The sequence below is a fragment of the Streptococcus sp. SS4 genome (assembly GCF_030440125.1).
Classification (GTDB): domain Bacteria; phylum Bacillota; class Bacilli; order Lactobacillales; family Streptococcaceae; genus Streptococcus.
Genome location: NZ_JAQFJM010000006.1, coordinates 135,228 through 155,620 on the forward strand (window position 1 = coordinate 135,228; position 20,393 = coordinate 155,620).

The 20,393-nt window shown below is 39.7% G+C and carries 20 protein-coding genes; 6 read left to right on the plus strand and 14 right to left on the minus strand.

What is annotated here, in order from left to right:
• Positions 1-36 precede the first annotated feature (36 nt).
• On the minus strand, positions 37-633 hold the full coding sequence (locus tag PCY16_RS06650) for a thymidine kinase (protein WP_037600810.1): 597 nt from the start codon (positions 631-633) through the stop codon (positions 37-39).
• Positions 634-817: 184 nt separating this feature from the next.
• Positions 818-1,828, minus strand: coding sequence for an adenosine deaminase (gene add, locus PCY16_RS06655; RefSeq protein ID WP_073949941.1), 1,011 nt, complete (start codon positions 1,826-1,828; stop codon positions 818-820).
• A gap of 172 nt (positions 1,829-2,000) precedes the next feature.
• Here add and yghU point away from each other — a divergent pair, with 172 nt between their 5' ends.
• The 4 genes from yghU to PCY16_RS06675 all read left to right on the plus strand — a co-directional run bounded on the left by yghU (position 2,001) and on the right by PCY16_RS06675 (position 5,081).
• Entirely contained in the window at positions 2,001-2,789 is a 789-nt protein-coding gene (gene yghU / locus PCY16_RS06660; protein ID WP_151404585.1) for a glutathione-dependent disulfide-bond oxidoreductase, read from the plus strand.
• Between the two features lie 79 nt (positions 2,790-2,868).
• Positions 2,869-3,813 (plus strand): bifunctional oligoribonuclease/PAP phosphatase NrnA, encoded by a 945-nt coding sequence (locus PCY16_RS06665; RefSeq protein WP_195413572.1) that lies wholly within the window; start codon positions 2,869-2,871, stop codon positions 3,811-3,813.
• The gene (locus PCY16_RS06670; protein ID WP_155222395.1) at positions 3,800-4,732 is read left to right on the plus strand and encodes an FAD:protein FMN transferase; all 933 of its coding nucleotides are present in this window, start codon (positions 3,800-3,802) and stop codon (positions 4,730-4,732) included. The genes PCY16_RS06665 and PCY16_RS06670 overlap by 14 nt, the downstream gene beginning before the upstream one ends.
• A gap of 106 nt (positions 4,733-4,838) precedes the next feature.
• Entirely contained in the window at positions 4,839-5,081 is a 243-nt protein-coding gene (locus PCY16_RS06675; protein WP_003093591.1) for a type B 50S ribosomal protein L31, read from the plus strand.
• 126 nt (positions 5,082-5,207) lie between these two features.
• Here PCY16_RS06675 and PCY16_RS06680 read toward each other — a convergent pair whose 3' ends face one another.
• From PCY16_RS06680 to gyrA, 5 genes are all read right to left on the minus strand, one after another.
• Positions 5,208-6,470: an NRAMP family divalent metal transporter gene (locus PCY16_RS06680; RefSeq protein WP_195413573.1), complete on the minus strand. Its 1,263-nt coding sequence runs from the start codon at positions 6,468-6,470 to the stop codon at positions 5,208-5,210.
• 140 nt (positions 6,471-6,610) lie between these two features.
• Positions 6,611-7,579 (minus strand): DUF1002 domain-containing protein, encoded by a 969-nt coding sequence (locus PCY16_RS06685; protein WP_002891171.1) that lies wholly within the window; start codon positions 7,577-7,579, stop codon positions 6,611-6,613.
• 114 nt (positions 7,580-7,693) lie between these two features.
• Positions 7,694-8,095, minus strand: a complete 402-nt coding sequence (locus PCY16_RS06690; RefSeq protein ID WP_037597911.1) for a VOC family protein — start codon at positions 8,093-8,095, stop codon at positions 7,694-7,696.
• Between the two features lie 36 nt (positions 8,096-8,131).
• Positions 8,132-8,893, minus strand: coding sequence for a class A sortase (locus tag PCY16_RS06695; protein WP_060971335.1), 762 nt, complete (start codon positions 8,891-8,893; stop codon positions 8,132-8,134).
• The gene (gene gyrA / locus PCY16_RS06700) at positions 8,893-11,361 is read right to left on the minus strand and encodes a DNA gyrase subunit A (protein ID WP_195413574.1); all 2,469 of its coding nucleotides are present in this window, start codon (positions 11,359-11,361) and stop codon (positions 8,893-8,895) included. Before gyrA ends, PCY16_RS06695 begins: the two co-directional genes overlap by 1 nt.
• A 220-nt stretch (positions 11,362-11,581) precedes the next feature.
• On the opposite strand from gyrA, the gene PCY16_RS06705 reads away from it, so the two are divergent.
• The gene (locus PCY16_RS06705; RefSeq protein WP_022496720.1) at positions 11,582-12,568 is read left to right on the plus strand and encodes an L-lactate dehydrogenase; all 987 of its coding nucleotides are present in this window, start codon (positions 11,582-11,584) and stop codon (positions 12,566-12,568) included.
• Positions 12,569-12,662: 94 nt separating this feature from the next.
• Here the strand turns inward: PCY16_RS06705 and nox are convergent, their stop codons facing one another.
• The 6 genes from nox to PCY16_RS06735 form a co-directional block, all read right to left on the minus strand.
• Positions 12,663-14,036, minus strand: coding sequence for a H2O-forming NADH oxidase (nox, locus tag PCY16_RS06710; RefSeq protein WP_060972332.1), 1,374 nt, complete (start codon positions 14,034-14,036; stop codon positions 12,663-12,665).
• Between the two features lie 289 nt (positions 14,037-14,325).
• Positions 14,326-15,864 carry an ABC-F family ATP-binding cassette domain-containing protein gene (locus PCY16_RS06715; RefSeq protein WP_003096870.1) on the minus strand — a complete coding sequence of 513 codons (1,539 nt, stop codon included), beginning with the start codon at positions 15,862-15,864 and terminating at the stop codon, positions 14,326-14,328.
• 138 nt (positions 15,865-16,002) lie between these two features.
• Entirely contained in the window at positions 16,003-16,533 is a 531-nt protein-coding gene (locus tag PCY16_RS06720) for an ECF transporter S component (protein WP_195413575.1), read from the minus strand.
• Positions 16,523-17,380, minus strand: a complete 858-nt coding sequence (locus PCY16_RS06725; RefSeq protein ID WP_195413576.1) for a pyridoxamine kinase — start codon at positions 17,378-17,380, stop codon at positions 16,523-16,525. The genes PCY16_RS06720 and PCY16_RS06725 overlap by 11 nt, the downstream gene beginning before the upstream one ends.
• Positions 17,381-17,890: an ECF transporter S component gene (locus PCY16_RS06730; RefSeq protein ID WP_048675476.1), complete on the minus strand. Its 510-nt coding sequence runs from the start codon at positions 17,888-17,890 to the stop codon at positions 17,381-17,383.
• A gap of 136 nt (positions 17,891-18,026) precedes the next feature.
• A complete protein-coding gene (locus PCY16_RS06735; RefSeq protein ID WP_073689807.1) occupies positions 18,027-18,557 on the minus strand; it encodes a DUF5067 domain-containing protein in 531 nt (176 codons plus the stop codon).
• 159 nt (positions 18,558-18,716) lie between these two features.
• Between PCY16_RS06735 and PCY16_RS06740 the strand changes: the two genes are divergently transcribed.
• Positions 18,717-19,982 carry a PLP-dependent aminotransferase family protein gene (locus PCY16_RS06740; protein ID WP_195413577.1) on the plus strand — a complete coding sequence of 422 codons (1,266 nt, stop codon included), beginning with the start codon at positions 18,717-18,719 and terminating at the stop codon, positions 19,980-19,982.
• A 40-nt stretch (positions 19,983-20,022) separates the two neighbouring features.
• Here the strand turns inward: PCY16_RS06740 and PCY16_RS06745 are convergent, their stop codons facing one another.
• Positions 20,023-20,361 (minus strand): ATP cone domain-containing protein, encoded by a 339-nt coding sequence (locus PCY16_RS06745; RefSeq protein ID WP_002891184.1) that lies wholly within the window; start codon positions 20,359-20,361, stop codon positions 20,023-20,025.
• Between the last annotated feature and the right edge of the window lie 32 nt (positions 20,362-20,393).

The window sequence follows — 20,393 nt, forward strand, 5'->3', positions numbered from 1 at the left end:
TGTTATCTTTACTCCTTATATAACTAATAGTCGTATTTAGGCCTTATTCAAAGGGATTATGTTTTCTTGAGGTGGATTAAACCAGTGTTTTCGGCAAACGGAGATATAACTCTCGTGTCCTCCAATTTGAACTTGTGCTCCCTCATAAACTGGCTTACCATCTTCCATACGAAGAACCATGGTTGCCTTTCTCGAGCAATAATGACAAATAGTCTTGATTTCATCAATCTTATCAGACAAAAGCAAGAGATACTTGGACCCTTCAAAGAGATTGTTCTGAAAATCATTTTTGAGACCAAAAGCCATCACTGGGATATCTAACTCATCAACAATTCGTGCCAAATCATAGACATTCGCACGGGTCAAAAACTGAGCCTCATCAACTAAAACACAGTAAGGTCGTGGATCCATATGAGCAATGTAACCAAAAATATCCGTATCATCACCAATAGGATAGGCCTTCCTCTTCATGCCAATACGACTAGAGATATAGCCGACCCCATCTCGATTATCCAAACGACTGGTCAACAGTACCACTGGTTTTCCTTGTTCTTCGTAATTATAGGCAACCTTAAGAATCTCAATGGATTTCCCAGAATTCATGGTGCCGTAGCGAAAATAAAGTTGTGCCAAACCAGTCTCCTCTAAAATATGTATTGTACTTATTTTATCATAATTCCAAGCGTAAAAGGGAGGGAGACTGAACAATTTTTGAAAAAAGTTCGCCTCACTCCCTTATTTTTATGATAGGTTTAACTTGTGTTTCAAACGGCTCAATCTTATCACTCTAATATAGTTTTACCAGTCTAATAACTTCTTATGAATAGGCTTTAGCCAATTTTTCAAGGAGTTCTTCTTTCTCCTCATCACTAGCAAATGAAGCTTCGATTGCTGTCTTATTATGAGCATAGAAGTCTTGAACTGAGCTATCAAAATGCTTGTGATAGAGTTCGTACTCTTTGGTCAGGTTTGTATCAGAAACGGTACGATTGTCCGTATTAATAGTAATATTAGCACCTGCCGCTTTCATTTTTAGATAAGGAAAATCATCAACTGTAACGGCTGCCTTGGTCTGGAGATTACTTGTTAAACATAACTCTCCTGTGACACCATTTTTGACAAACTCTTCCAAAAGCTTAGGCTCTTGAGCCAAAATCGTTGCATGGCCATTACGCTTAATTCCCATGGCAATCGACTCAGCCAAAAAGGCAGGGCAACCACACTCACCAGCATGAAAAGTCATCGGACGGTTGTAACTTTGAACTTGTTCAATCAAAGGTTTAATCGCTTTAGGTCCATAATGATGCTCATCTCCAGCAAAATCAAAACCAACAAAGTCACTATCTTCAACCTTATTTGCTTCATCAAGAATACGAGCCGTTAAATCTTGATTTGATTGACGCATGCCACAAACTAGGGCCTTAGCTACAATTCCAAATTCTTCTTGAGCTTGACGTAAGCCTTGACAAACGGCATCAATGATTTCAGCGACAGTCAACCCCTTATCCATTGACAATTCGGGAGCAAAACGCACTTCAATATAGATAACATTTTCAAGAGCAGCCTGTTTAGCGACATCATAAGCCGCAATTGTCAAAGCTTCCTTTGTTTGAAGCAAAGGACGAATATAATCAAAAGCCTCTAGATAATCTAGGAGACTCTCACAGGTAGCCGGGGCTGTCACATGGTGTTTGAGCTCCGCATCATCCGTAGGTAACTCAATCTTTGCTAAGTCAGCTAGGTGACGAATAGTTTCCAATGATAGAGAACCATCCAAATGGCAGTGTAGTTCTGTTTTAGCCAACTTATGAAAATCAATAGCAGTCATTCTTTTCTTCCTCTCTAAACAATATGTTTTTATCAGATAAAAATTAATTTTTACTATCTTATCATTCTTATAGAAAAAGTCAAGGTGGCGCACTAATAGGACGTAGTAGATTCTTGAAATGCCATTAGCATTTTGTTAGGATGTAACTATCAAGAATACAAGGAGAAACTTTATGTCTGACTATATTTTACCAAAAGTTTGGCAAAATCCAACCTCTATGGGAGGTGCCTGGGGCGGCCTCAATCAACATACAGCTGGTGCACGTTTTGAACAAACTTTACCTAAAGGTGACCAACCTTTCCAACTCTATACTCTTCCGACACCTAATGGTATCAAGGCAACTATCATGCTTGAAGAACTGAAAGAACTCGGTGTGACTCAAGCGGGCTATGACGCTTATCGTATTAAGATTGGTGACGGTGACCAATTCGGATCCGACTTTGTTTCGATCAATCCAAACTCAAAGATTCCAGCCATGATGGATTACTCTGAAGACCAACCAGTTCGTGTCTTTGAATCAGCTAACATCCTGCTTTACTTGGCTGAAAAATTCGGAAAACTCATTCCAACTGATCACGCAAAACGTACGGAAGTTCTCAACTGGCTCTTTTGGCAAACAGGTGCTGCTCCCTTCTTAGGTGGTGGCTTTGGGCACTTCTTCCACTATGCACCTGAAAAAATCGAATATGCCATCAACCGTTTTGCCATGGAAGCCAAACGCCAACTTGATTTGCTAGATAAAGAATTAGCAACCAAACCTTATATTGCTGGTGATGAATACACTATCGCTGATATCGCAATCTGGTCTTGGTATGGCCGTCTTGCTCAAGATAAGATTTGGGACAAGGCTGGTATTTTCCTTGATGTTAAAGAATACAAGCACCTTCAAGCATGGACTGAAAAAATTGCCAACCGTCCAGCGGTTAAACGTGGACTTGAAGTCGACTATAAAGATATCTAATTTTACAACGGTTTGCCTAGGCTAACCGTTTTTCTATTGTTTCATGATATAATAGAAACAAAATCACAAGGAGACATTCATGACTGTATTTCAAGCTATTTTAGAAAAAATTAAAGCCCATGACACTATTATTATTCACCGCCACCAAAGACCTGACCCTGATGCCATTGGTAGTCAGGTAGGACTGAAGGAAATTTTAAAAACAAACTTTCCAGATAAAAAGGTTCTTGCGACAGGTGTCAATGAACCTACCTTATCTTGGATTGCTGAAATGGATAAGGTAACTGACCAAGACTATGAAGGAGCGCTTGTTATTGTTACCGATACAGCCAACACTCCTCGTATCGACGACGACCGTTTTGATAAGGGGGACTTTCTTATCAAAATTGACCATCATCCTAACGACGATGCCTACGGCGACCTCCTCTTAGTTGATACGACTGCTTCAAGTGCCAGCGAAATTGTGACAGACTGGGCCCTCAGCCTTGACCTTTCCTTGTCAGATGCCGCTGCTCGTGTTCTTTACAATGGTATTGTTGGCGATACAGGCCGCTTCCTATTTCCATCTACTACCCCTAAAACACTTCAAATCGCGGCTAAACTTCGTGAATACGACTTTGATTTTGCAGCAATGGCTCGTCGTATGGACAGTTTCCCTTTCAAAATTGCTAAACTACAAGGTTATGTTTTCGATAATCTAGAAGTCGATGAAAATGGTGCAGCTCGAGTTGTCTTGACACGAAAGATTTTGGATGAATTCAATGTCACTGATGCTGAAAGTTCTGCCATTGTTGGCACTCCAGGCCGTATTGATTGCGTCGAATCTTGGGCTATTTTCGTAGAGCAACCTGAAGGGCATTACCGTGTCCGTCTACGCAGTAAAAGCATTGTCATCAACGAGATTGCCAAACGTCATGATGGTGGCGGCCACCCACTAGCTAGTGGTGCCAATTCCTACAGCTTAGAAGAAAACGACCAAATCTACCAAGAAATCAAGGATACTGTTGCCCATGCAACTCACTAATCGTCGTGTACGTCTCATGGGAACTGTGATTGACGTCTCTATCTATCATGAAGAACCAGAATCCCTGCTAGACCAAGTTGAAGCACTTTTGCATACCTACAACAAGCGCTTCTCAGCCAATGACGACAGTTCCGAACTCATGAAAATTAACAAGGCAGCAGGCTTACATCCGGTGAAAGTTCACCCAGAGCTTTTTGAACTTATTTCTCTTGGAAAATGGCACAGCTGCCAACCTGGAAGTCACCTTAATATTGCTATTGGACCTCTCATTCAGACTTGGCGGATTGGTTTTTCTGATGCTAAGCTGCCTCTTCCTGAAGAAATTCGTCCGCTCCTGGACATCATCAATCCCAATGCCATTCTTCTATCCGAGGAAAATCAAAGCGTTTTTCTCAAAGAAAAAGGGATGAAAATTGATCTTGGTGCTCTAGCAAAAGGATATATTGCAGATCGTATTGCAGATTTTCTTAAAGCTGAAAAAGTAACCAGCGCCCTAATCAATCTCGGAGGTAATGTCCTAACCTTTGGACCAGCCCTCCATAATCCTGACCAAAAATGGCGAATTGGTATTCAAAATCCTAAGGAGACTAGAAATACAAATCTTATGGTGCTTGCTATAAGAGACCAGTCTGTTGTCACTTCGGGAATCTATGAACGTACTTTTGAGATTGATGGCAAAACCTACCATCATATTTTTGATAGCCAAACTGGTTATCCAGTCTCCAGTGACCTAGCCAGCCTTACCATTATTTCATCCCTCTCAGTCGATGGTGAAATTTGGACAACCCGCTTATTTGGCTCTAGTCTCGAACATATTTTCCAGGAAGTTAGTTCACAAGCTGAGCTTGAAGCAATCATCGTTGATAAAGATAATCACTGCTTCCAGACCGGTGGCATTTACAAAATGCGAATTTCCTAAAAAATAGTAAAAAAGACTTGTCAAGTAGACCACCTTTTGATAAACTAAAATAGTTAAAAAAAACTATGGTGCGGAAAGTACCATGGCAGAAAGGAAATATTTTAACATGAAAAAAGATATCCATCCAGATTACCGTCAAGTAGTATTCATGGACACAACTACTGGTTACCAATTCCTTAGCGGTTCAACTAAACACTCAAACGAAACAGTTGAATTCGAAGGTGAAACTTACCCACTTATCCGTGTAGAAATTTCATCAGATTCACACCCATTCTACACTGGCCGTCAAAAATTCACACAAGCAGACGGACGCGTGGATCGTTTCAACAAAAAATACGGTCTCAAATAAGCAACATCTTGTTGTTAAGCCATTCCGATTGGAATGGTTTTTTTGTGTGCTCTTGGGTATAAGCTCTCCTACTCCCATATTTATAAAATAAAAAAACAGCTTCCATATGGAAACCGTTTATTCCTATTAACCTGCTTTACCAATAGCCAAAGCCCAGATAAAGAAGAGGGCAAATCCGAACAAGAAGATCAAACCTGCAATGGCAAGTCCTTTCAACCAAGTTGGAAGGTCTTTCTTCTCTTTTGTAACAAGTACGTAATTCAAAAGCGCAAAGAAAGGTGTTGTAAGGAATGAACCAATCATGGCGAAACGAAGCATGGTTGCTACTTGACCTTGGAAGAAGAAAATAATAATGAGACCAAGAATAGCTGTCAAGGTCATCCAAACATTCAAAGGTGTTTGATTTTTTTCTTTTTGGTTAAACAAAAGACGAAGAGAAATTTCGTTAACACGTGAGTAACCATCAATAACGGTAATTACAGTACCAAAGATACACAAGAAAGCGATAAAGGTAATCAAATATCGTGACCACTCACCAAGTACTGATGCGTACATACCAACAAACTGTGCAATATACTTAGCTGATGCTGCTTCTACTGGTTTACCAGTTGGGTACTGGATAAGCGCACCTAGAGCTACAAAGAATACCGCAAGAATAGCTGTTCCGATGTAACCAACGTTAAAGTCAAAGAGGGCATCATCAGTGTTGAAATCAACAGTTTTCTTTTTCTCAGCTGACCAAAGTGAGTTAATGGCTGAAATTTCAATTGGTGCTGGCATCCATCCAAGAAGTGAAACGATAAATGGAAGGGCTGCGAGCTGCCATGGTGTTTTTTCAACGAAGTCAGCACTGTACTCTGGATGTTTGATTGCCGCAATAATAACTGCTGCTACTGTTGCAATAGTCAAAGCTGACATAATCCATTTAGCCATGCCATCAAGAAGTTTGTAACCACCAAAGAGTAACATACCCCAAATGATTGCAACCAAAATGATTGACCAAGTGGTAATACTTAAACCAAGCATTGGAAAGGCACTAGCAATGATAGCTGAACAAAGAATAGAAACACCTGCAGTATTAACCAAGGCTGAAAAGACATTCAAAATGAAGAATACCCAAAGATAGAACTTACCTTTCTCAGCATAACCTTCAACAAGGGTTTTACCTGTATCTGCGGTATACTCAGCACCAAAACGGAAGAATGGGTATTTGAAGAGGTTAGCCAGAATAACCAAGCCTAACAAGGCCCATCCATAAGAACCACCCGCTTGGGTAGATGAAACGATGTGGGAACCACCTACGGCTGCCGAAGCCATTAGGATACCGGGTCCCATTGCTTTTATTTTACTACGCCAGGTAGACTGACTAAATATACTTGTTTGTGACATAAGAGAATCTCCTAAAACAAATTTTCAGAATAATCTGAATTGATGCTTACCATTGTACACAATTGTTGGAATAATTTCAATAGCATTTCACATATTTTCTGAAAAATAGAAAAGAGCCATCCAAATGGATAGCTCTTTTACTATTTAGAAAATCCAGTAAAGAAATCTACAATAGCTTGCCAAATTTGTGCAAAAATATTTTTGCTATTCTCAAGTGTTTTGTTGGCATTAAAGTTTAAGTTGATTCCAGAGAAGGTATTACCAGCTTTCGAAACGATAGAATCCTTAAGTGAACTCAAGCTCGACTTGAAACTAGCACTATCAATGATTGAAGACTTAGACAAATTCAAAGCAAAATTCACCAGAAGATTAATTTGCGTATCTGAAAGATCCAAGTTATAGTTATTGACCGTTTGCTGAACAATCGTTTTAGCTTGGTCTTCTGTTAACTTATCCCCTTTATCAGCAACAGCTGACTTAATATCAGTCATAGCTACATTAAGCTTGTCTGCATCATAGTCAGTCTTACCAGAATTTTCCTCATTGATTTGAGAAAGGGTTTTAAGTTCCTCTTGCGCAAGCTCTTTACTTTCATCTGAAACTTTAGCCCCATTTTGCTCAAGGGAATAGTAAATACCAGCCAAGGCACTTTCTCCTGTAACTGCAATTGGTGCTGCTACCGTAATCTTAGCATGTTCAATACCAAGTGTCGTGGCAGCATTACGGTACATATCTGGAGTGATTTTCGTGATATTTTGCGGTGTCACAATCTCTACACTCAAGGTTTCCTTAGCACCCAGCTTAGCAATCTTAACCGAAGAATATAGCTGAAGACTAGAATCGTCAGCCACATTCATGATATTAGCGTAAGCAGATGTCGTCAAGGTCTTGACATTAGTATCCTTACTACTATCATACCCTAATAAATTCAAGGTTTCATTTCGTTGCTCTTCCGACAACGAATATCCCATCACATAGTCTGGTTGAACATAAGATTCATCAATAACCTTTTGGACTTGTGAAGATGTTGCTGCTTGAGCAACCGAAGTAAAGGCTGTTACTGAAGCCAATATAGCCATCCCAGTAACAAGAAGTTTTTTCAATTTCATGTGTGTTTCCTTTCGAAAATAGAATAGTATTCCATAATCTCCTAAAGGACGACTGACTCTAGGCTCAGCCGTTCACCTATTATACCATGACTTAAAAAATTAAGGTCAAAAAAACTACTCGTGCAACTCCAAGGGAAGACCATCTGGATCAGCAAAGAAAGTCATCTTTTCACCGGTAAAAGTGTCCTTGCGAATAGGTTGGCAGGAGATACCCTTTTGTTCTAACTCTTTGACGACCTCTTCAATATTAGTCACTCTGAAAGCTAAATGACGTAAGCCACATGCCTCAGGATAAGACGGACGTTTTGGGGGCTCCACATAGTTCGGATCACTGGTCTTATTGCCGAAGATTTCAAGTTCTATACCTCCACAGCGTAGGTCTAACTTATAATCATGACGTTCCGGACGGTGATTTTCCCGAATAATCTCAAAACCAAGTTTATTGACATAAAAATCTCGAGACAAGTCATAATCAGAAACAATAATAGCAACATGGTGCACTGTATTTAAAAACATATTTTCCTCCATTGAAAAAGGCCCGAAGGCCCTTTCTTAATTTTGAAATTGATTGTATGACTTATTAAACGCTTCAATAATATCTGAACTTGCCTTGTCAAAATCTACCTGTGATTTCAATTCACCTTTGACGATTGTACGCTGAGTTGCTTCGGCATCCGTACAAGTTACAAGGGTAACTTCAGACTTGCCAGGAGTATCATCAATCACTGCTACTTCAGTTGGTTGGACAATTTTTACCTCACTGATAACATAGGTGTAGACCTTATTTTTATCCGTAAGGTAGATCTTCATGCCTTCTTTAGCCCTATCTAATGGTGAGAAGAGCATGTCAGAAGCCCCAGCGATACCGAAAATATGGTGACTAGCCAATGAGTAGTTGTTTTCACCACCCATGACTTGATCTTCTTTCATCGTTCCTGCACCGTAAGTCAACTCTGTATTGCCAAGTCCTTTGAAAATAGGGAGATTGATACCTACCTCTGGAATAGCAATACCACCAACGACAGGAAGCTCTTGAGCATCCATCTGTGCCTGCAAGACAGACTCTGTACTAATTGATTTAACGGTATCAAAGTCAAAGCTAGTCTTAGCTTCCTTGTTTTTCTCAATAGTTTTTTTAGAAACCTTGCTCACTTGATACTTATTTGTATTCCAAGCAATCACTGTGTTTCGAATAGACTTATTGAAAATCAAGGCTAAACCAACAACCAAGAGAACAACAATCAACACCCAGCGAAGAATATCAAGCCACTTACGACGTTTTTTTGTTACGTTATTTTTCTTATCTTTGCTCATTAGTTGTCACCACTTTCTTGATTTTCGGAAGCTTGTTCAACTTCTTCTGGCTCAACTAAAGCAAAGGTTACAATACGAGCAGAGTCATCCAAACGCATGACCTTAACCCCTTGAGTGGCACGACCAGTTTGTGAAATATTAGCAACGGCAGTACGTATGATAACACCTGTATCGGTGATGACCATGATATCCTCATCACCAGACACTGTTACAATACCTGCTAGGTTACCATTCTTCTCTGTGATATTGGCAGTCTTGATACCTTTACCACCACGACCCTTCGTTGGGTATTCAGTAGCTGAGGTACGCTTACCGTAACCTTTTTCAGTGATAATCAAGACTTCTTGGTTTTCTGTAATGGCAGCTGCACCAACAACTTGGTCACCATCACGAAGAGTTACCCCTTTAACACCAGCAGCCATACGACTCATGCTTCGAATAGTGTCCTCTTTGAAGCGAACACTGTAACCAAATTTAGTACCAATGACAATTTCTTCATTACCAGTAGTCAAGAAGACGTTGATTAGCTCGTCACCTTCTCTAAGTTTTAAGGCAATCAAACCATTTTGGCGAATGTTTTTGAACTCGGCTTCCTTAGTTCGTTTAACCAAACCTTGACGAGTTACAAAGACTAGGTGATTATTTTCAGAAGCTTCTTCACTCTTGGCATTAATGACTGTTTGAATGGTCTCACCTTCGTCCAACTTCAAGAGATTAACGATAGGTAAACCTTTGGCTGTGCGACCGTATTCTGGGATTTCATACCCCTTAAGACGGTATACACGCCCCTTATTAGTCATGAAGTAAAGATGATCATGAGTGCTTGTTGAGACAATATCACGAACAAAGTCATCATCGTTAACACCTGTCCCTTGAACTCCACGACCTCCACGTTTCTGAGAACGGAATTCGTCTTGAGCCAAGCGTTTGATATATCCCTTGTTAGAAAGAGTGATAACAACATCTTCTTCTTCGATTAGGTCTTCATCTTCAAGTGAGACAACTTCGCCGACCATCAGCTCTGTACGACGGGCGTCTGCGAATTTACGCTTACTTTCATCCAACTCTTCCTTGATGATAGCAATGACACGCTCTGGTTTTGCCAAAATATCAGCTAAATCAGCAATCAAGGCAAGGAGATCATTGTACTCATTTTGAATCTTATCACGTTCCAAACCTGTCAAACGACGCAAACGCATATCAAGAATGGCTTGGCTTTGACGTTCAGTAAGTTCAAAGCGAGCCATCAACTCGGCTTGAGCCTCTGCATCAGTTTGACTGTTACGAATAATCGTAATCACTTCATCCAAATGATCAAGCGCAATCAGCAAGCCTTCTAAAATATGGGCACGTGCTTCAGCCTTATCCTTATCAAACTGTGTACGACGTACCACAACCTCTTGTTGGTGAGCAATGTAGTCAGCCAAAATTTGACGCAAGGAAAGGATTTTTGGAACACCCTTTTCAATGGCCAACATATTGAAACTAAAGTTTGTCTGAAGTTGGGTTAATTTGAACAAATTGTTCAAGATTACGTTGGCAGATGCATCACGACGCACTTCGATGACAAAACGTACCCCCTCACGAGAAGACTCGTCACGAACTGCTGTAATCCCCTCGATACGTTTTTCCTGGGCCAAACGAACAATGTGTTCATGGACCTTAGTCTTATTGACCATATAAGGAAACTCAGTGACTACGATGCGCTCACGACCTGATTTAGTTGTTTCAATTTCAGTACGCGAACGAAGGACAATAGAGCCCTTACCAGTTTCATAAGCACGGTGAATACCAGATTTCCCCATGACCAAGCCACCAGTTGGAAAGTCTGGTCCAGGAAGAACTTCCATAAGTTCACGTGTTGTGACTTCAGGATTATCCATCATCAATTTGACAGCATCAATTGTTTCAGCCAAATTGTGTGGTGGGATGTTAGTCGCCATACCAACGGCAATCCCTGTCGCACCATTGACAAGAAGGTTTGGAATACGTGACGGAAGAACGATTGGCTCACGTTCCGATCCATCGTAGTTATCTTGAAAATCAACGGTATTCTTATTGAGATCACGAAGCATTTCCAAGGCGATTTTAGACATACGCGCCTCAGTATAACGCTGAGCGGCAGCCCCATCACCATCCATAGAACCAAAGTTCCCGTGACCGTCAACCAACATGTAACGGTAGCTCCACCATTGCGCCATACGAACCATGGCTTCATAGATAGATGAGTCTCCGTGTGGGTGATATTTACCCATGACATCCCCGGTAATACGGGCAGATTTTTTATGTGGCTTATCAGGTGTCACCCCAAGCTCATTCATTCCATATAGAATACGACGTTGTACAGGTTTTAAACCGTCTCGAACATCTGGGAGAGCACGAGACACGATAACACTCATGGCATAATCGATAAAGCTCGTCTTCATCTCAGACGTCAAATTAACGTCAATTAAATTATTATCTTGCACTCTAAAAATGCCTCTTTTCTTTCATTCAAATCATTCAAAACTCTAATAAAAGAGTATAGAAAATTTCTATAATATTATACCATAAACCGCTTTAATTTTCAGTTGTGTAAACGCTTTCATCTATTATTTCCTTATTATTTCGTGACATCCATCACTTAAAGTGGTAGAATAAGCAATGTATGGGGTAACCCAATTAAAAAATAAGGAGATGTTTAGACCCATGACTGCAACTAAACAACACAAAAAAGTCATCCTCGTTGGTGACGGTGCCGTAGGTTCATCTTACGCTTTCGCACTTGTAAACCAAGGTATCGCTCAAGAACTTGGTATTATCGAAATTCCACAATTGTTCGAAAAAGCTGTTGGTGATGCGCTTGACCTTAGCCACGCGCTTGCTTTCACTTCACCTAAAAAAATCTACGCAGCTAAATACGAAGACTGTGCGGATGCTGACCTTGTAGTTATCACTGCTGGTGCTCCACAAAAACCAGGTGAAACTCGTCTTGATCTTGTTGGTAAAAACCTTGCTATCAACAAATCTATCGTTACTCAAGTTGTTGAATCAGGCTTCAAAGGAATCTTCCTTGTAGCAGCTAACCCAGTTGACGTATTGACTTACTCAACATGGAAATTCTCAGGATTCCCTAAAGAACGCGTTATCGGTTCAGGTACTTCACTTGACTCAGCTCGTTTCCGTCAAGCACTTGCTGAAAAACTTGACGTTGATGCTCGTTCAGTTCACGCCTACATCATGGGTGAACACGGTGACTCAGAATTTGCCGTTTGGTCACACGCTAACATCGCCGGTGTAAACCTTGAAGAATTCCTTAAAGACACTCAAAACGTTCAAGAATCTGAATTAGTTGAATTGTTCGAAGGTGTTCGTGATGCCGCTTACACAATCATCAACAAAAAAGGTGCTACTTACTATGGTATCGCCGTTGCCCTTGCTCGTATCACTAAAGCTATTCTTGACGATGAAAATGCAGTACTTCCATTGTCTGTATTCCAAGAAGGTCAATATGGTGTAAGCAACGTTTTTATCGGTCAACCTGCTATCGTAGGTGCACACGGTATCGTACGTCCAGTTAACATCCCATTGAACGATGCTGAACAACAAAAAATGAAAGCTTCTGCTGACGAATTGCAAGCTATCATTGATGAAGCATGGAAAAACCCTGATTTCCAAGAAGCTTCAAAAAACTAATCTAACATTAGTTAAATAAAAGTCTCCAGTAGGAGGCTTTTTTCGTATTAAAAAAAGAAAAAACAGCTAATTCAGTAGAATTAGCTGTTTAAGATTATTTAGCTGAGATAGCTGCTTTAGCAATATAGCTAAGCGGTTGGTTAAAGTGTGGCAAGAAGAACAAATCAAGCAATTGAAGACGGTCAATAGTTACACCTTCTTGGATAGCCAATGAGAACATGTGGATTCCCATAGAGATGTCCATGCGTGATACCATTTGAGCACCAAGAACTTTGCGTGTATCTTTGTCATAGACGATTTTGATTGTAACGTCTGCATTTTCATCTTCCATAAAGGCAGCTTTTTGAAGATCTGTTGAAGATACTACTGCTGGATTGAAACCAAAGCGTTTTGCTTTTTCTTCTGTCAAACCAGTTGATACCATGTTCAAACCATAGATTGAGATACCATTTGATCCTTGAACACCGTTTGATTCAACATCTCCACCACCGGCATTATGACCACCGACAATACCTGAACGAACAGCGTTTGAAGCCAAGGCAATGTAGTTCACATCATCAAGGGCATTGTCATAAACAGTAGCACAGTCACCAACTGCATAAACATCTTCGATTGATGTTTCTTGTTTCTTATTAACAAGGTAAGCGCCATTACGGAATGTTTCCAACTTACTAGCACCGAGAACTGTGTTAGGACGGAAACCAACAGCAAGAACAACCATATCGACATCGTAAGCATTTTTATCTGTAACGATGCGTTCTACCTTAGTTTCACCTTCTACTGCTTTAACAGTTTCACCAAATGCCAATTTGATACCGTGGCTTTCCATATTTTTAGCCATAAGGTCAGTCAAGTCATGGTCGTAATAACCTGCCAAACATGTATCAACAACGTCAATAAGGATAACTTCTTTTCCATGACGTTGGAAAGCTTCAGCCAATTCAACACCAATGTAACCAGCACCTACAACCGCTACACGTTTGATATCTTGAGATTTGTCGTTCAACTTATCAATAACTTCTTGAGCGTTTTGGAAAAGTTTAACGAATTGAAGGTTTTCAAGCGTAGCTTCGAAAGTACGGCTACCTTCTTTAATTTCGGCACCTTCAATTGGAGGCAAGATTGGTTGAGAACCTGTAGCCAAAATCAATTTGTCATATGATTCAACATGCTCTTTACCATCTACGAGGGCTGTAACAGTTTTACCATCAAAGTCAATAGACTCAACTGGTGAGTTCATATAAACTTTAGCGCCCTTGCTTTCAAGTCCTTCTTTGTTGGCATAGAAAAGACCATCAGAACCTGAGATTTGATTACCGATCCAAAGGGCCATACCACAACCCAAGAATGAAATGTTAGAGTTTTGGTCGAAAACAACTACTTCATTTTGGTCTCCGTAATTATCGAGAATAGTATTAATACTAAAAGTACCAGCGTGGTTAGCACCAACAACTACGATTTTTGACATAAGTTTATCCAACTTTCTTTTGATAATAGTTTACTAATTTATTCTACCATAATCGGAAAACGGTTACACCTTTTATGCTCAGACTTTGTTACTTTTTGAACAAATTAAATTTGTATGCTCAAAACCCAAATAGGTCACGACGAAATCTGTAGAAAAACACTTTATGATGATGACGACCTTCCTCTACACCATCTCCATCTTATCAAGTCTTAGTAAGTCTACTCGTCTCTTTAACATAAAAAAAGAGTGAGCAACTCTCTCTTTAGAGAATGCCAACACTCTTTTATCACTATACTAACTCATTAAAATCCCAAACATCTGTCCAACCTTCATAAAATTCGGGTTCGTGACATACCATGAGAACACTACCTTTAAAGGCCTGAAGGGCACGCTTCAATTCATCCTTAGCGTCAACATCCAAGTGGTTGGTCGGTTCGTCCAGAACAAGGACATTATTTTCACGATTCATAAGGAGACAGAAACGAACCTTAGCCTGTTCTCCACCTGAAAGCACCTGAATTTGACTTTCAATATGCTTAGAGGTTAATCCGCATTTGGCTAGAGCTGCACGAACCTCAGCTTGATTTAGAGCTGGGAAAGCGTCCCAAACCGCTTCAAGAGGCGTCTGACGTGAGCCTTCTGCTTCTTGTTCAAAATAACCTAGGTCAATAAAATCACCTGTTTCAACTTCTCCTTCGAGTGGTTGAATAATACCAAGCAGGCTCTTAAGCAAAGTGGTCTTACCGATACCATTGGCACCGACAATAGCTACCTTTTGATTACGTTCGAATGTAAGATTCAATGGAGCCTTGGTCAACGGACGGTCGTAACCAATAACGAGATCTTTGGTTTGGAAAATAAAGCGTCCAGGTGTACGACTTTCCTTGAAATGGAATTCTGGTTTTGGCTTCTCTGCCTGCAACTCGATAATTTCCATCTTATCCAATTTTTTCTGACGCGACATGGCCATATTTCGAGTAGCAACACGCGCCTTGTTACGGTTAACAAAATCTTGAAGGTCTGCAATTTCCTTTTGCTGACGTTCATAGGCTGCTTCCAATTGAGCTTTCTTCATTGCATAGACAGATTGGAAATTGTCATAATCACCTGCATAGCGAACCAGATCTTGATTTTCAACATGGTAGACAATGTTAATCACATCGTTTAGGAACGGAATATCGTGCGAAATGAGGACAAAGGCATTTTCATATTCTTGAAGATAGCGTTTGAGCCAGGCAATGTGTTCAGCATCCAAATAGTTAGTTGGCTCATCAAGAAGCAAGATATCTGGTTTTTCAAGCAATAACTTAGCCAAGAGAATCTTGGTACGTTGACCACCTGAAAGGTCCGTTACATCTGTATCCATACCAAAATCCATGACACCTAGTGCACGGGCAACCTCATCAATCTTAGCATCTAGTGTATAGAAATCACGCGTTTCCAAACGATCCTGAAGCTCACCTACTTCTTCCATCAGAGCATCAACGTCGGCTCCTTCGTCAGCCATAGACATGTAAATCTCGTTGATGCGTTCTTCAGTTTTAAAGAGCTCATCAAAAGCCGTACGAAGGACATCACGAACGGTCATCCCCTTTTCAAGAACAGCATGCTGATCCAAGTAACCCGCTGTAACGTACTTAGACCACTCTACCTTACCTTCATCTGGCTGCAATTTTCCAGTAACGATAGACATGAAGGTTGATTTCCCTTCACCGTTAGCACCGACAAGACCGATATGCTCACCTTTGAGCAAACGGAATGAGACATTTTCAAAAATAGCACGGTCACCAAATCCGTGACTAAGATTTTTGACTTCTAAAATAGACATAGCATATCTGGGCTAAAACAGTCTTCAGCCCTTTCCTTTCTTGACATTAACTCTACTATTTTACCATTTTTTAGTGAAAATTTGCACCTATGCTTCTGGAAAATTAAAAAGAAAAAGCAGGATCAACCTGCTAACTCTTTAGTTTCTCTGTAAAATACGTTTAAAGACAGGATATAGGAGAGGAACTGCAATAATAGTCACTACTGATGTTCCAAAGGTCCCTCCTATTTTAGTAAGTGCCAATACCATGGCAGCATTTACTGGTAGAGCCGCAACGATACTATTAATAATCGTATACTTAATAAAATTCAAAATAATTTTGGTTACTGCAGCTATAACTCCAATGATTATGATATTTACCATTTTGTCATTTGATTTTAGTAGCTTTTCAAAAACAAGATAGAGCACCAGACAGACAATCAAGGATTCTAAAATAGTAATCCAGACCTCGGCAGCATAACCATTGATAATATCAAATAGCCCTAACCCTACTGTTGCGACTAGCGCACCTTTTCTGGCTCCAAAAATCAAAACTGCAATCACAACTAGGGCATTTCCCAAATGGACAAATTGAGGTCCAAAAGGAATACGAATAAACTGTACGCTCACAATAATTAAAGCTGCATACAAACTTAGGATAACTAATTCACGTGTTTTATCACTTTTCATTTTTCTCCTCCAATAGGGCATTAAAACCACTAAATAATAAACCAATATGAGGCTCATAGCATAGGCCGTATTTTAAAGGACGACCATCGGACAGTGTTGATGAAAGAACTCTATCCATGACATCCAAGGCCAAATCACAAACCTTTAGTAAATCTAGGTTATAAAAGTAACCAGCTGATAAGATTGCCGTTAGTAAATCGCCACTTCCATAAAAATGATTCCCATAACGTTTTTGCATGCGAAAAACCGTTTCATTGGTCTCTTTATCAAAATAAGCCAAACCCATTTTTTCTGTCTCAAAAGAGATACCTGTCACAATAACTTTCCGAGGGCCAAGCTTGGTCAAATCTCTCAAAAGCTTTTCAACAGTGACTTTATCATAGGAACCTGTTTCAAGATATGGAGTATCCGTCAACAAGGCAGCTTCTGTCAGATTGGGAATGATGACATCTGCTTGTTGACAGAAATCTTTCATGGCTTCTACATAGTGTCTATCAAAACCTTGATAGAGACGGCCATTGTCAGCCATAATAGGATCAACAAATAGAGGTATCTCTTTATCGCGAGCTAATTGACCTACAAGTTTTAGTTCTTCTTCTGACTTAAAATAACCACTCACAAGGCCATCTACTTTAAAATCCAAGTGCTCCCACTGCTTACAAAACCCTTTTAGGTCATCTGTAAGGTCCCGTACATAAATATTATTAAAGTCCCCTGTATGCGAAGATAAAAGAACCGTTGGCAAGGGAAGGACTTCAGTTTGACAGGCTGACATGATAGGGAGGCTACTAGTCATAGCAACCTTACCTAGACCAACGAGGTCATTGGCAACAATTACTTTGGTCATCTATTTCCCTTCCCAAGTCTTTTTAAACTGTTTAACAAAGCTTGTGTGGAAATAAATGTAATAGGCCACTCCTAAACCAAGAATAGCAGCTACAAGGTCAAATGGAATCTTCATAATAGCATAAGCTGGCGTACCATAGATAAAGGCTCTTCCTAAGCCATAACCTACTAGATCAATAATAGCCCCAAGCAAGAGACCTAAAGATGCCCTAGATTTGCTCAATTCTCCTAAACGCCCTCCAACAATGAGTGCAATAGCAAGAACCTGAAGGCTGTGTGTTACTAGAGTTACCCACATAGGAAGAGGGTAAAAAAGAAAATCTCCAATAAAGGAACCTACTCCCGCAATAATAACTGCTTCTGTAGGTGGGAAAATTAAACCAACTAGGAAAATAACAATCCCGTTAAAATAGAAATGACCACCTGGCACAGGGATAGATAAGAGACTCGAACTCAAAATAATGACAAGTGCCATGAAAAATGCAGAAATGGTTAAACGTTTTGCTGACATACCTAAAACTCCTTAGTCAATAAATATAGTATAAGTTTATGAAAATTCTGACGATTAAACAAGATAGTATTTTTATTACTGTATGGGTACAGATTTTGAGCAATAAAAAAACCACACGAACGTGTGGTGATCAAACTTATTGAGCTTTTTTATCAAAATATTTGACAGGTGCCTTTTCAAGATTTTGTAGTGAAAGCTTGGCTGTCGCGTTTGCCTCAGTACCATAATCAGAGAAATCAATGTTAAGATCATGATCAAAATCCGCAACGGCATAGTCAACAACGATTTCTTTAACTTCCTTAGGAGCAATCTGGGTTTTATTTGCAATCTTATCTCGGTCATCATCTTTAGAAAAGACCATTGTTGCCACCTTCACTTCTTCCTTCTCTTGTTTCACATCAAGGACTACCTTCATCAAAAGAGTGTAAGCATTCATGGTTTCTTTACTTGAGTTGCTAAGTTTATAGTAAACGCGTACAGCTTTTTGACCTTCTGGTGATTCGATTTTAGTTGCAGAAAGAACTTGTACACTAGCATCTTGTCCTGTAAATAGCATTTTGTTTTTATCGTAGGTCCAAGTAGGCTCTTTCTCGGGTGTACAAGCTGACAAACCGATAATAGTCAAGCATGCAAGAGCGAGAAGTCCTAAGATTTTCTTAAAAGTCATTCTTATAATCTCCTTAAACTTATTTGGAAGGGGAATTTAGTTTTACCTTACAACCTTCTTATTATGTCAAAATCTAATAATCTTGTCAAATTTCTCTGGGCCTATTGCTCTGAGAAGGGAAGTAAGGTAAAATAAGGAAAAATCTGTAAGGGGTCAGTTATGAGTATTTATCAAGATATTGTCGAGACCATTATAAAAGATATCCAAAATGGTACTTTAAAAAAAGGGAGTAAGCTCCCCTCTATTCGTCAACTTAGCCAGACTTATGCCTGTAGTAAGGATACAGCTCAAAGAGCACTCTTGGAACTCAAATATCAAAACTATATTTACGCCGTACCCAAAAGTGGCTATTATGTTCTCGAAGGACGCAATGAAGTCGATAATAAGGTCCTTCTTAACCTTAACGATTACAATCAATTAGCCTACGAGGATTTTAAACTTTGTTTGGATGAAAGTTTGGCAGGTCATCAGGACTACCTCTTCAACTATTATCATGAACAAGCTGGACTCAAAGATTTGCTTGAAGCCTTAAAGAGTCGATTAATTGCTGACGATATTTATGTCAATTCAGATCAGATTGTCATAACCTCAGGAAGTCAACAGGCTCTCTATATCCTTTCACAGATGGATTTTGGTAATGGGGGCCACAAAATTCTTTTAGAACAACCTACCTATCATCGCATGAACCAGCTTGTTAACCGTCAAAATCTAGCTTACGAGACGATTAACCGTGGTTTTGATGGTTTGGATTTTGACCGCTTGGAAGAGTACTTTAAATCTGGACAGATTAAGTTCTTCTATACTATCAGTCGTTACTCCAATCCTCTAGGATTAAGCTATAATGCTAGCGAAAAAGAAAAGCTAGCCCAACTTGCCAATCAGTATAATGTTTATATCGTCGAGGATGACTATATGGGAGACTTTAGTGATAGTAAAAATCTCCCTATTCACTACTATGATACTCAAAATCAGACCATCTATATCAAATCCTTCTCCATGACCCTTTTTCCAGGTTTGCGCCTAGGTAGCCTTGTCTTACCTCCTAATCTTAAGTCTACCTTTTTGAGCCACAAAGGACTTATTGACTATGATACTAATCTCATCATGCAAAAAGCCCTTTCCGTTTATCTCGAAAATGGCATGTTTCAAAAAAACATTAAGAAACTTGGTGACCTTTTTCAACAAAACATGGCTAAAAGTCAAGCAATCATTGACAAATCTAAGGTTAGCATTCCTTATCAGATTTCCCCTAGACATGTGACCTGGCAACTTCCTAAAAAGTTTTCACTTGAAAAATTCAAAGCCCACAAACAGATTCGCTTTTTAGAATCATCCTTTATTAGACCAACTTCTGAAACTTATCTGCAGATAGGTCATGGACAGGAACTGGAATCCTTCATAAAAATTTTAAAAAAGACAAAGTGAGAATTAGACACAACAAAAGCCATCAAGCGATGGCTTTTGTTTATTTAGTCTGCTCAAAGCGTAGGTGTACAATTACTTTGTCACCATAACCGTTACGCTCCAAATCTCGTTGCAAACGGTATGAAATATAATGCTCAGCAATATTGATAAAGCCTGCTTCCATGAGACGATTTTCAACCAATGACTGAATCATATTAATGGTTGGGCGTTCCACCTGAGCATCTTGAAGATCAAGCACTACTTTTTTCGTCACTTGAGCAAGGTTTTGGCGCCAAGTATCATCAAGAACATACACAGTCTGTGCTGCTTTTAAGATGGCTTGGTAAATTTTATCAGGATCAAATTCAGCAACTTGACCATTACGTTTAATAATTTGCATGGCTACCCTCTTTTCATGGCTTTTTCTTTTAT

Excerpts from the sequence above, each read along its gene's own strand:
- PCY16_RS06725 (WP_195413576.1), bottom strand. The coding sequence starts at position 17,380 with ATGACCAAAGTAATTGTTGCCAATGACCTCGTTGGTCTAGGTAAGGTT.
- PCY16_RS06680 (WP_195413573.1), bottom strand. The coding sequence starts at position 6,470 with ATGTCACAAACAAGTATATTTAGTCAGTCTACCTGGCGTAGTAAAATA.
- PCY16_RS06690 (WP_037597911.1), bottom strand. The coding sequence starts at position 8,095 with ATGTTTTTAAATACAGTGCACCATGTTGCTATTATTGTTTCTGATTAT.
- PCY16_RS06665 (WP_195413572.1), top strand. The coding sequence starts at position 2,869 with ATGACTGTATTTCAAGCTATTTTAGAAAAAATTAAAGCCCATGACACT.
- PCY16_RS06730 (WP_048675476.1), bottom strand. The coding sequence starts at position 17,890 with ATGTCAGCAAAACGTTTAACCATTTCTGCATTTTTCATGGCACTTGTC.
- PCY16_RS06695 (WP_060971335.1), bottom strand. The coding sequence starts at position 8,893 with ATGAGCAAAGATAAGAAAAATAACGTAACAAAAAAACGTCGTAAGTGG.
- PCY16_RS06685 (WP_002891171.1), bottom strand. The coding sequence starts at position 7,579 with ATGAAATTGAAAAAACTTCTTGTTACTGGGATGGCTATATTGGCTTCA.
- PCY16_RS06715 (WP_003096870.1), bottom strand. The coding sequence starts at position 15,864 with ATGTCTATTTTAGAAGTCAAAAATCTTAGTCACGGATTTGGTGACCGT.
- PCY16_RS06745 (WP_002891184.1), bottom strand. The coding sequence starts at position 20,361 with ATGCAAATTATTAAACGTAATGGTCAAGTTGCTGAATTTGATCCTGAT.
- PCY16_RS06670 (WP_155222395.1), top strand. The coding sequence starts at position 3,800 with ATGCAACTCACTAATCGTCGTGTACGTCTCATGGGAACTGTGATTGAC.
- PCY16_RS06675 (WP_003093591.1), top strand. The coding sequence starts at position 4,839 with ATGAAAAAAGATATCCATCCAGATTACCGTCAAGTAGTATTCATGGAC.
- PCY16_RS06720 (WP_195413575.1), bottom strand. The coding sequence starts at position 16,533 with ATGAAAAGTGATAAAACACGTGAATTAGTTATCCTAAGTTTGTATGCA.
- nox (WP_060972332.1), bottom strand. The coding sequence starts at position 14,036 with ATGTCAAAAATCGTAGTTGTTGGTGCTAACCACGCTGGTACTTTTAGT.
- add (WP_073949941.1), bottom strand. The coding sequence starts at position 1,828 with ATGACTGCTATTGATTTTCATAAGTTGGCTAAAACAGAACTACACTGC.
- PCY16_RS06740 (WP_195413577.1), top strand. The coding sequence starts at position 18,717 with ATGAGTATTTATCAAGATATTGTCGAGACCATTATAAAAGATATCCAA.
- yghU (WP_151404585.1), top strand. The coding sequence starts at position 2,001 with ATGTCTGACTATATTTTACCAAAAGTTTGGCAAAATCCAACCTCTATG.
- PCY16_RS06735 (WP_073689807.1), bottom strand. The coding sequence starts at position 18,557 with ATGACTTTTAAGAAAATCTTAGGACTTCTCGCTCTTGCATGCTTGACT.
- PCY16_RS06705 (WP_022496720.1), top strand. The coding sequence starts at position 11,582 with ATGACTGCAACTAAACAACACAAAAAAGTCATCCTCGTTGGTGACGGT.